The organism is Phocaeicola sp. RTP21359st1_B8_RTP21360_211022, assembly GCF_040911965.1.
GTDB classification, from domain to species: domain Bacteria; phylum Bacteroidota; class Bacteroidia; order Bacteroidales; family Bacteroidaceae; genus Phocaeicola; species Phocaeicola vulgatus.
The window spans coordinates 1-12,533 of the sequence record NZ_JBDFXP010000081.1 but is presented as its reverse complement, the minus strand read 5'-3'; the positions used below and the strand labels follow the sequence as shown (position 1 = coordinate 12,533).

Genomic DNA, 12,533 nt, shown 5'->3' with positions numbered 1-12,533 from the left:
TTGACAAACTTTTCAAAGAACTCATTTTATTTACTGCCAGAGCCGCTTAGGCGTGGCGAATTTTTAACGAACTATTGTAATAAAATTAGGAAAGAGAAAATAGATTCTATTGAAAGTATATTCAAAGGTTGGGAGAAAGATTCCATCTATTACTCATCCAAAGAGAAAGCCGATTCAATTGTGTTTGCGATAGACTACTGGGAGGCTTCTGAATGGGTGGATATGTCGGTCAATCCCGAAGATCATTATTGGTGGGGAGATTTAGATACTGCCACCTACAGCAAATTAGAATCTGCCTTATGCGAAGAAATTGCCAAGCCAAATTTCAGCAGCCGTGCAGAAGATTATATGAAGTTGGATACATATAAGAGGTACAAGGCGTATCTTTGCGAAAATGCAGACTATATTAATCTCATGTTTCAAGGTTTCTTGTTTACAGAACCGGCTACCGGACTATGCGGGTTTCTAGTGGATGATATAGTGAGAAGCCGATATCCCACTGCCCCAAGTATTCGGGTAATGACCTTAAAGATAGATAACCAAGATGACGAGATGTTCGCCAAGTTGAAATATCAGAAAGCTATTTGGCGGTTGATGAATAAAGAAAGAGATGCGAAGAGTAACAAGCAATGAGAATGGTAGCTATGAGTAATTTGAAAAACAAAGTATTAACAGCAATGGGTATCATAAAATACTCATTTGGTTTCTGACGATTATTCCTGTCGGTATTCCTTTATGTGCTATTATTGGGCTTATGTATGGTATTAAAAATAAAGATACAATATTTACCAAATGCTCTGCCGTAGCTTTATTTGTTGGAATAGCTTGTATTGTTTATACTCTATTAGTTATAAAATCTACGTAGATTGAAATATTTACCAAATATGTGAATAAAAGATTATCAATAAATATAGGGAAACAAACCAAAGGTGTATGGATATAAATAAGGTTATTAATGATGTCTTCAAAATTGTACTAAATATTTTATTTGTATTTACAAAGAGTTATTTGACAACATAGCACCGCAAATCGCTGAAATTTGCACGGTTGCTAATTCGTTACCTCTATTTCTCAAATACTCTGCTAAAAGTTTATTCTTCAATCGGTTAAATCCAACCGATGAAAATCTAAAATAAAAATACACGATAAAGATATAAAAGAAATCGTGTTTTGTTTAGGTAGATTTTACACCGCTCGATATGCTTAAAAATTATCGTCAAAGTTGTAACGAATAAATCAGCAGCTTCCATACTCTGTTCACTTTCTTGGGAATAACCCAACAGATGCTTGACATCCTCTCCTTTTTTTTTGGGGGGGGTAAAAGTTATTTTTTTCTCCTGAAAATAAAATGGCCTTGGTAGTCTTGAAGTCCTATATCAACTTTTCATATTCATAACTGATTAAATATTTAACTAGTAATATTCGTTACCAGTTATTTAGTGGTGTTCAGATTGCCCCTCTTCATTCACTAACCAATCCTAAATCGTTAATGTGATTCGTCAGTAATTAGCAAATTTCCTTAATATTTAGTCCCTCCAGACTATTATTAAGGCAAGAAAAAACAAATCCGTTTAATTCGGAGGCAAAGTCAACAGTATACAGATAGATGAAATCTCCTTTATAGAACATATCTCCTTTACGGCTTTTAACGAAGTAATACATTTGAAAGACTGTATTCATTTACAACAACTGATCAAAGTTAGGATTAAGGTACTTGCTGCGGATTCAAGCTACACTAATAATATCAATTTAAAAAGTTTTACAAAATACTTCTTTAAGTACAAGGTCTGAGCTATCTAAATTGCTCCATTTCGTAAGATTTGATGGTCAGAACTCAGCCATGAAAGTGCTACCAGATTGAAAGGAAGTTTTAAAATGTAGAAATAATATTATTTACAGACCAGAATAAAAAGCCAGAAACAGGGAAGTGGAAATATTTTGGATTTTCTTTGGAGTACATACGTTCAATGCGGTATGTATGATTGAAAAGGTCACGAAGAAAAAAAAAGAACGGCAGCATAATCTGACTAAAATAAGAGGAGAGAGTGGGTGAACTTCACCTAAAAATGAGGTATATAATGCATGGATGGAAAAAATAGGAATATGTAAATGATATTCTATAAAAAATGGAAGACTGGGGCTTTTCGAAAAAATGAAGAGAAAAAAAATTATATAAAGTGTTTTTTTTATTAACTTATAGGAAAGAACATCTTATGAAAGAGAATCAATTTATTTTTCAAATCATTCGTATTTGTTTGTGTCATAAAAAGTCTTAAAACAAAGTTTATTTGAATATTAGATACTCATTATATCTTTGTGCCTTCAAACAAAGAGTACATTAAATCAGAACAAACAGCCGTTTGCACGAGCATTGAATTTAACTTTATAATAAATCTAGCTGTGTGGTGAGAGATGAGACTGCTAGCGAGATAATCTATTTATTAGAACTTAAGTGCCCCTATTGCATGAGTGAATGTTCAAGAGTATGGCCTGAATGATATCAAATGAGTACAGAAAGCGACTCGAAACGATATGGAAGATAGCTATATGATACCCTCTAAAAGTAAATCTATCAAGAGACGTCAGACGTTTATGACAATGTTTTTTTAACAATACGATGTCACAACACATAGCTTTTGTAGATGAGTTATTTTAAGATAATATTGGTGACAACAACCGACTTTTGTATGGTACCTCATTTCAATATCCTTAAGTTCGTCAGTATCCCCTCGGAAAACGTTTTGTCGTGGACTTGCGAGTACCTATCTCTTGCTGTTCAAGAAATCTTGTGCTATAGAAGATTTATTGTGTATGGTTTGAACACACGTTTTTGATCATCCACAATTATAGTTGAGTGATACCACCTTCAACTTGTAAAAAGAATGTTCCGTTTGTTGGATAAAATACTTTTTGAATTGGCCATCCTTTCTTGATTTTTATAGAATATGCTAAAAATACATTCAATTTTTACTTTGAATGGCTCATTCACTAATTAAGAATAATATTATAGGGAATATATGGTATTTGTGAAATATCATAAAAAGGGTCTTTTTCAAACACTGTTAGGGATACTGTAACAGTCGGTGTTATAATAGTGTATCACTCTATTATGAAGATTGACCATATAATCAGAATTAGCAATGTGAAACATATTTTTTTAAGTTTGATATTGGAATAATATTGTTTTTTTATGCTTTTCGAACAGATGTTAGTTCAATGTGAGATAAAATAATGTTTCATAACACTAAGGTGTTGATTGTTAGATGTATATGAATTGAGGTGTTAGATTTTTAAAATCATTTTATAATTCAAATACAATTTCGCTTTATTATTTTTGCTGGCAAAGAAAAAGTAAGAAAAATCTGACTTTTTTATTTATGAGTACTCATTAGCATTTTATCTATTAATTTAAATTTATCAAAAATGAAAACTAAACCTTTTTTAAAATCGATGGCATTAGTGATTTGTTGCTTAACTTCTTTTGTATTGGTATCATGTGATAAGGATGATGATAAGCCCAATTTAAAAATCAGTCCTAATAAAGTAGAAGTTGCAGTTGGTAAAACGGTTACTGTGTCTGTTAGTAATGGTACTGCACCATATACGACGAAATCAAGTGATGCAAAAATCGCAGTTGCGAAATCAGATAAAAATGCGATTGTAATTACCGGTGTAAAAGATGGTTCAGCAATGATAACTATTACGGACCGGAAGGGAGTTACAGGAAAAGTTGCTGTAACTGTAAGAACTGTAAAAGAGACCCCAAAAACTCCAAAAGGACTGGATTTTGATAAACAATCTATTACTGTGAGTGTTGGAAAAGATGGTATAGTAACAGTAAAAGGTGGTGCACAGCCATATTCTGCCGTTGCGAAAGATGTCAATATTGCTACGGTATCAGTCAAGGAAAATAAAGTCAACATAAGAGGAGTTAAGGCAGGAAAAACTACTATTACAGTTACAGATAAGGATAAGAAAACGGGAACTATCAATGTGACGGTTAAATAGTTTTCTTTTTTTTCTAATTTTATTGTAATGCATAGCGAGTGAGACGAAGATAATTTCGTTATATACTGCTATGCATTTACAATAAGTCTTTGTATATAATGATCTTGCGAGTTATAATTAACCTCAAATTATATGTTAAATATTTTAAATTATGAAATTGATTAAATTGCATTTATTGGTAGCAGCCATGATAATAGTAACATCAGGCTGTGTTGGATCTGGGAAGAAATATAAACAACAAGAAAATAGTGCTGCCGGAGTAGTGGATAGCAAAAACAAAGATTGTTATGGCACCTATGAAGGCATATTACCTTGTGCCGACTGTGGTGGCATCAAAACGACATTGAAAATTAATAGTGATGCAACTTATGATTTGCGGAGTGAGTATCTGGGTGAGGAGAATGGTATTTTTGAAGAGAGCGGTGTATATAATATGATAGGCGAAAACATCATTGAACTGGTTACTCCTTCATCGGGTGCCAAAACATATTATAAAGTTCTCGACGACGCAGTGGTCTTGTCTGACAGTACGGAAATCTTCAACAATAGCGGGCGGCTCGCAGCACAATATATATTGAAAAGACAGTAATGTTTATGTGTGATAGGACATGTGATTTGTTTAAGGTAGGAAATTTTAACATAAAAAGGTGCCTATTATTTCTTGTCTGTATAATGTTATTAGTTGCTTGTGGTGAGAATGATCCGATTGAATCCCGGAATCGACATCCCAGGCAACAGGAAGAATCTCATAGTGAACAATCCGGATCAGTTCCCGCTGTGGCTAAAGAGGATGTTGCAGCTTATTTTAGATTTGATATGTCTAGAGATATAAATGTTGCGTTAGGACTTGTTGAAGCACAGAAAGAGACGCTGCAGATAAACGGGAAAATGATAAAAATAACTGAGGCTGTAGTGAAAAGGAAAGATTATCAAAAAGGCTCATTTGTGCTATATGTTACAGGCACGGTAAATGGTTCACCTTTTAAGAATGAATTCACTTTTACCGGCTTTGTGAGCAAACCTGACGATTATCAAATGGTTAATGGTGCACAAGCTGAGTGGAAAGCAAATGCTGATTATTATGCAAAGCTTGATTTTGATAGCTTTTACAGATTACATAAAGTGAACATGTTTACAATTGAGAATTTAGGCCGGTTAGTGGACTTTTATTCTATAAATGTAGGGGGAGAAAAATATCTTTTTACTCTGGAAGATCTTGAGAAGACGGTTCTTGAAGATATAAAATATGAGCAAAATCAGCTTTCTTTCTATCTTAGGTACAATAATAGTAGGTCTAAAAAAAGAATATCACTTCTGTTTGACAAGAATAAATATTATGAAGGAAAGGTTACTGTAAATACAGATTTTATAAAACAGAAGTATATGAGAGGGATATATGAAAATCCATCTCTATTTAATGGTCACATTTTTTCATATGATGAAAGTGCGTATGCTGTGGAAATCAGTACAACTCTGAAAGAAAAAAGCGACACAGGCAACATGCTTACACTACATTTAAGCATGTATGCAAAGGGTAATGGTGGCTTGTTGCTTGCAGAATTTGATAAAATATTCACCGGTTTTAAACCCTTAAGTGAATTGAAGAATGAGTTGATAGCCTACTCAACACCGGATTTGCATGAGTTTGTGAAAAATAAACTTAAGAATAGTAATTATGGTGATGTGAAAAATAAGTTTTCCAATTCTATAGATAGATGGATACAGTATGTGGAATTTGTAATTAAGGATCATGATTCATTGCAATGGGAAAAGAATAAATGGAGCAAGAACGTCTTGAATGGTCTCTTTTCTTCTGTAAAGGATATATATTTGGATAATGTAAGATTTGAACTTAACTCCGCCCAATTAAAGGAGATTGGCGGAAAGCGTTTTTTGTATATTGTTTTTCAAATGATTGGTGCTAATGATTTGGTATTGACGAGTGACGCTATTCTTTTTAATATGTCCATACACATACCTTCTTCGTTATAAAATGATTTGTGACAAATTGATCCGGTCCAATATTGTGTTTATATTTAAATTGAAATTCACAATGATATCTAAGACAAAAATATTCCTTTTTTTTCTTGCAAGAGCTTTATTTATTAATGCACAACAATAAGAAAAAAAGAGGAAGTAAAAAATGATTCCGTTTACTAACTTCAGGAGGGTAGTAGTAGCCTCTCTCGACCAATAAATATAAAAAAATCTTTCTATTGGAATGAAGACAAGATAAAAGCTGGCATATCTGTACAAGGAAATTGGCGTAACCAAAACTTTCCAGGTACACTTCCGCAAAGAAAGAATATGGTAACCGGAACATTTGAACGCGATTTCGACATCAATCCTTTCTCTTATGCTTTGGGAATGAGCCGTACTTTGCGTCCTCGAAATATCAACGTGAACTGAAGTATTATCGTAACAATTGGACACCGTTCAATTTTAAACGAATTTAAAAACAATTATATGAGAATCGAAGTACTTGATTTTAAAATAATAATGCTCATCGGTCAAAACTTATCAAGAGATCATTACTGAATATTTTCTGGGAGAAGAATCATTTTGGTTTTAGGGGGCATCTTACACAGGCCCTCCAATATGAACAGGAATAAAAATAGGAAGATTTATTATAGCCTGTTATCATACAGCCGGTAACGATGTGTCGATTTATTTGATTCCCATATCAAAATAATCGGGACAATATATTTAATCGTACTTGATCGTAAAATCATCATTTATAGGTATTGCGTACAATTATGCAATCTGCTATCTTTACAACCTAATGGATAATGCAAGAAAAAAGCGGAAATACAGAGCCATAGTGGCATGCTTATTGTTGCTGACTATGATGCCTTTCTTCTTTGTGAAAGCCTTTCATGTTCACAAAGAAGATTTATGTATATCTCATGATGAGCAACAATCTTCCCATCATGATTCTGCCGATAAATGTGCTATCTGCCTGTTCACTTTATCTTCATTTACCGAAGCCGAGAGCTTTGAGTACAATTGCGTTCAGACAGAGAACCCCGTTGAATATCTTATCCAAAAGGAGAAGGACATTACTGTTACTTTTCCCCTATTGTCTCTCCGCGCTCCTCCTGTCCAACTATTACAATCCCTCTCATGGGTTGCATGCATTATAAGATGACATGTGAAAGAGGGATGCTGTGCCCTTTGGTTATCTTAAACAATTTATAACTTCATTACAATTTTCGTAAAGTATGACATTTCATGCATATTTCCAATATGTGTGTCTATTCATTGTCTGGCTGTGTGCAATATCTCCTACAAGGATGTATGCACAGAAATACCGACAGCAATCAGATACACATAGGACACTGTTGGTTGTAGATAAGGAAACCGGACGTCCGATTGAAGGAGCTTACATCTTATTGGAGAATCAACCCCTTGCCAGTTCAACCGGAGGAAGAATCATTATCCCTTGGAAGACAAATTCCAAGGATACAGTTCTTGTACAGAGTTTGGGCTACAAATCTCAATATATATATTTGAGTGAGGCATTCAAAAAGGTGAATATTCAAACAGTATATCTTTATCCGGAGATAAAAATTCTGGAAGAAGTCATTATTACCGGTGAGTGCTCCGGAGTGACTCGGAATACGGTAAGCAACAACCTTACTTCCTTCGCAATCAATCGCGCATTGGGAACTTCTCTCACCTCTCTGCTTGAACAGGTCAGTGGCGTAAGTTCCATCAGTACGGGGACGACAGTTGCCAAACCTGTCATCCAAGGAATGTATGGCAACCGGATATTAATCATAAACAATGGTTCCCGCCAGACAGGCCAACAATGGGGAGTTGATCATGCTCCTGAAGTGGATATGAACGGAAACGCTTCCATTCGGGTGATAAAAGGTTCTGACGCGGTACGATATGGTTCAGAAGCTTTGGGAGGAATTATTGTCATGGAACAGGCTCCCTTACCCTTCCGGAAGAAGGCCTTGAAAGGAAAGACTTCCATACTTTATGGAAGTAATGGTCACCGTTATGTGCTGACCGGACAGTTGGAAGGCACTTTCCCTTTTCTCCGTGACCTTGCCTGGCGAGTACAGGGGACATATTCAAATTCCGGAGACCGTTCCACCGCAAACTATCTTCTAAATAACACTGGAGCCAGAGAACATCATACCTCCGCTTTACTCGGCTATGACCGTGGACGTTTAAGAATAGAAGGATTCTACAGTCACTTTTACAACCGGACGGGAGTAATGTTCAGTGCCCAGATGGGAAGTGAAGATCTGCTGGCAGAACGTATCCGATTGGGACGTCCCCTGTACACAGATCCTTTCACGCGAAGTATCGCATACCCATATCAAAAAGTTACCCATCAGACAGCCATTGGTAAAATGAAGTTCAGTATGCGGAACGCAGGAAATCTTTACTGGCAAAGTTCCTGGCAGAAGGACGACCGACAGGAAAACCGCATCCGGCGTCTGGGTTCCGACATTCCAGCTGTTTCCCTGCACTTAAACTCATTACAAAACTCTCTCTGCTGGAAATTGAATTATAATTCATGGCAAACAGAGGTTGGGGGACAAATTATGTTCATTGATAATCACAGTCAGGCAGGAACAGGTATTGTTCCCGTTATTCCCAACTATACGGAGACACAGATGGGAATATATGGTATCGGGAAGTATAATTACAGTAAAGGAGGAATTGAAGCAGGTATTCGTTTTGACGGACAGGAAACCCGTGCCAGTGGTTATGACTGGACAGGAAGTCTCTATGGAGGAACAAGAAAGTTCAATAACGTATCATACAGTCTGGGAGGTCATCATCATTTCTCTGACCAATGGAAGCTCACCACTAATTTCGGGCTGGCCTGGAGAGCTCCTCACGTGTATGAATTATATAGCAACGGAAATGAACTCGGATCCGGAATGTTTGTCAAAGGAGATTCTACCATGCACTCCGAAAGGAGCTATAAATGGATATCTTCCATCAGTTACAGCAATAAGGTATTCAGTGCCCGAATGGACGGTTACCTGCAATGGATAAGCGGCTATATCTATGATGAACCGAAGAAAGAAACCATCACTGTTATTTCGGGGGTATACCCTGTATTCCAATACAAACAGACCCCGGCTTTCTTTCGCGGAATGGATTTTGACTTTCACTTCATGCCCATAAATTCATGGGATTATCACCTGATTGCTTCTTTTATACGGGCAAATGAACAGACGACAGGAAATTACCTTCCTTATATCCCCTCTTCCCGTTTCAGCCATGACCTCTCATGGCTTCACGAAACCAAATCGCATTCCAAATTACGTTTGAGTATCAGACATCGATTCGTGGCAAAACAGACCCGGTTTGACTCGAATACGGATCTTATTCCCTATACCCCTCCGGCATACCACCTCTTGGGGTTCGCTGCTAGCTTTGAGTGTCCTGTAAAATACGGATACAAACTACAATTCATGATAGCGGCAGACAATATCTTGAACAAAGAATATAAAGAATACACTAACCGTTCACGCTACTATGCACATGACATGGGATCTGATGTACGTTGTGTAGTGAACTGGAGTTTTTGATTTATAACAATTATTATTAACCAAATAAATAAAAAATGAAAACAAATGTATGTAAAATCGCATTGATGTTCCTGATAGGAACAGCTCTTTCGTTGTTGTTCAATTCATGCAGTAAAGATCCTGTAATTCCTGAAAATGAGACAGATAATAAATTGCATGAAGATCCTTCCAAAATGACTATCCGTCTTGTGGAATGTCACCTGCATGCAGACTGGAATGAAATACAGAAAGTCGGTGGACCTCACCAGAATCCGGAATCTCCGGCCAAGCACATGAAACGTATTCAGGAAATAACTTATGAGCTGAAAGCCGGCAAGGGTTGGAGGCTTGCCGAAGGCAGTCAAAGCAAGTTCTACGTGCAGAAAAATGGAGACTACTATACTTATGGGAAATACACCCCGGCTCCCGTTTATTTGATGTTCATCTATTACTATAACGCCAAAGGAGATTTGATGAACAGCCAGTTTATAGAAAACGGGCAGGATAATATTCATCAACATTTCTTCACGCCTGAAAATGTAAAACCCACATTTGACGGTCAGCCGGAAGCCGATGACAATGAACCGCAGAAATTGGTGGATTATCTTTATGTGGACACTACCCCCTGGGACAAGACCAAACATAGCAAGGAAGCTGAAATAACAGGAGACAGTAACCCGATAGGTTTGAAAGGAGTTATCCGTTTTTTGAAAGACCGTAAGGAATTCGACCTGAAAATTCGTCTTTATCACGGCTACAAATCCAAGGGCAATCCGGAAACAGGTACTTTTGATCCGTTCTATAAACCTTCCGGAATATTGATCCAGCGTGGTACATGGGATATCAACCTAAACATTCCGGTAGTGGTGTTCTGGAGCCGTGAAGAGACTGTGGGGGTAGACGAAGACACGAACCCCGAAGGGGTGGAAGAAGACGGGCTTGATGAAAAAAGTAATCGTGCCATACATTCAATTATGGGAACCTTCAATCTTACATGGAAAGAAGCGCTTGAAGAGTTTATAATTTACACTTATAAGTCAGGGGATGTGGAAGCCGGAGCGATTTGGCTTTGAAAATCGGTTTGGACTGCCATAAGTAACCATAAAACTGCCTGTTGTGACATTGGTGCCGGTATTGTTTCAACAGGCAGTTGTTCCTGTTAAACCGTTTCATCTTTTTTTGCAAGAATGAAACGGAAACAAGTGCCATTCGGCAGTGTCTCCAATGAGAACTGCCATAGGGCATTGAAAAGAAAATCATCTCGTGTTATAAACGATTAAATTCATGCTGTTTATTAGAATATTCAATATATTGTGAGATAATGAGTCATAATATTGTAAGATTATAAGAGGATTTGATTCTATGAATATCAGGAAATGGTTATTTACAATTCACATTTAAGATAAAATAGAGATTTTACAATGGAAGGCTATAATAAAAAAGTAATAATGAGTTATTGGACAATTTGCAGGATGAAAACAACGAAAAAAATCTACGTAAAGGTTAGCATTATCTTTTTATTGGGAGGAATTTTACTTTTTTCTTCATGCGAGAAGGAGGAAAATCAAAAGATAGAAGCCAACCGGAAAACATTATTCATGTATTTGCCATGGTCCTCAAATTTGACGAACTATTTTTATAATAACATATCTGACCTGGAAAAATGTATAACGAAAATAGGGCTGAACAATGAGAAAGTAATTGTTTTTATTTCTACCGGTAGTACGGAGGCCATGATGTTTGAAATTGTGTCTTCTCACGGGAGATGTAAACGTGAAATACTTAAAAAATATAAGTCTCCGCCTTTTACGACAATCGATGGGATAACAGCAATTTTAAATGATGTAAAGGCATTTGCTCCGGCTTCTGTTTATACCATGATTATAGGATGTCACGGTATGGGATGGCTTCCTGTTTATGAGATGAAAGTGCGTTCCGCACCTCACATGAAAATGCATTGGGAATATCAGGGTGTTCCATTGACACGTTATTTTGGAGGACTGACCGCCGAATACCAAACAGATATAAAATCTCTAGCCTCCGGTATTGCTAATGCAGGCATGAAAATGGAATATATTCTATTTGATGACTGTTATATGTCATCTATAGAGGTTGCCTATGAATTAAAGGATGTTACAAAATATTTGATTGGTTCTACCAGTGAGATGATGGCATACGGAATGCCTTATGCCGCTATTGGGGAATATTTACTGGGGAATCCCGATTATCAATCGGGATGTGAAGAATTTTACAATTTTTATTCAACCTATGAAATAATGCCTTGTGGGACATTAGCAGTAACGGACTGTTCAGAACTGGAGAATATGGCAGCCATCATAAAAAGTATCAATAGTAAATATTCTTTTGACAAATCCCTGAGGGGAACAATCCAACGTTTAGATGGTTATACTCCTGTAATATTTTATGATTTTGCAGATTATATAACCTCACTCTGTAACGATCCTATATTATTAAACCAATTTAGAGAGCAGCTAAATCATCTTGTTCCATATAAAACCCATACAAAAAATTTCTACACTATGGCCAAAGGTATTATTCCTATCAATACATTTTCCGGTATAACAACATCCGATCCGAGTGACAATCCTATGACTGTGCTGAAAGAAAATACATTATGGTATAAAGCAGCGCATAATTAAAGTTGATAATAAGATGAAGAATACTAAACTCCCAAGCCTGCATATTTTATAACTTTTTGGTTATTGTCTGTTTTTGGAAATGGTATATATAGGAATTGAGAACTATCATGCAGGGAATCATGCAAAAAAAGTATTTATGGTTTCTGTTGAGATACAAAGAATGTAATAATAATTATATTTCTTCTAATAAAAGCTTTCCGCATCGAAATGTGTTTGTTACTCCTAATATTCGCAATATGAAATATAAAATTATAATTGGACTATCAGCTATTCTCTATTTTACAGGTTGTTATAACAGGGAACAGACCCCTCGCCTTAGTGAGGC

Annotated in this window: 7 protein-coding genes and 2 pseudogenes; all 9 read left to right on the top strand. The window is 36.3% G+C overall.

Features of this window, described 5'->3' with window-relative positions; all coding sequences use genetic code 11:
- Positions 1 to 633, top strand: a pseudogene (locus AB5062_RS21960) (hypothetical protein); the annotation flags it as partial.
- A gap of 2,790 nt (positions 634 to 3,423) precedes the next feature.
- Positions 3,424 to 4,008 carry a pilus assembly protein N-terminal domain-containing protein gene (locus tag AB5062_RS21955; RefSeq protein WP_004318691.1) on the top strand — a complete coding sequence of 195 codons (585 nt, stop codon included), beginning with the start codon at positions 3,424 to 3,426 and terminating at the stop codon, positions 4,006 to 4,008.
- A gap of 151 nt (positions 4,009 to 4,159) precedes the next feature.
- Positions 4,160 to 4,597 (top strand): copper resistance protein NlpE, encoded by a 438-nt coding sequence (locus tag AB5062_RS21950; protein WP_004318689.1) that lies wholly within the window; start codon positions 4,160 to 4,162, stop codon positions 4,595 to 4,597.
- Positions 4,597 to 6,000 (top strand): hypothetical protein, encoded by a 1,404-nt coding sequence (locus AB5062_RS21945; RefSeq protein WP_004318688.1) that lies wholly within the window; start codon positions 4,597 to 4,599, stop codon positions 5,998 to 6,000. Before AB5062_RS21950 ends, AB5062_RS21945 begins: the two co-directional genes overlap by 1 nt.
- Before the next feature lie 204 nt (positions 6,001 to 6,204).
- Positions 6,205 to 6,504, top strand: a pseudogene (locus tag AB5062_RS21940) (hypothetical protein); the annotation flags it as partial.
- Positions 6,505 to 6,790: 286 nt separating this feature from the next.
- Positions 6,791 to 7,156, top strand: a complete 366-nt coding sequence (locus AB5062_RS21935) for a hypothetical protein (protein WP_008017067.1) — start codon at positions 6,791 to 6,793, stop codon at positions 7,154 to 7,156.
- Positions 7,157 to 7,229: 73 nt separating this feature from the next.
- Positions 7,230 to 9,569 (top strand): TonB-dependent receptor, encoded by a 2,340-nt coding sequence (locus AB5062_RS21930; RefSeq protein WP_004318683.1) that lies wholly within the window; start codon positions 7,230 to 7,232, stop codon positions 9,567 to 9,569.
- 35 nt (positions 9,570 to 9,604) lie between these two features.
- On the top strand, positions 9,605 to 10,621 hold the full coding sequence (locus AB5062_RS21925) for a hypothetical protein (protein ID WP_004313753.1): 1,017 nt from the start codon (positions 9,605 to 9,607) through the stop codon (positions 10,619 to 10,621).
- A gap of 399 nt (positions 10,622 to 11,020) precedes the next feature.
- Positions 11,021 to 12,208 (top strand): clostripain-related cysteine peptidase, encoded by a 1,188-nt coding sequence (locus tag AB5062_RS21920; RefSeq protein ID WP_008771494.1) that lies wholly within the window; start codon positions 11,021 to 11,023, stop codon positions 12,206 to 12,208.
- Positions 12,209 to 12,533: the final 325 nt, after the last annotated feature.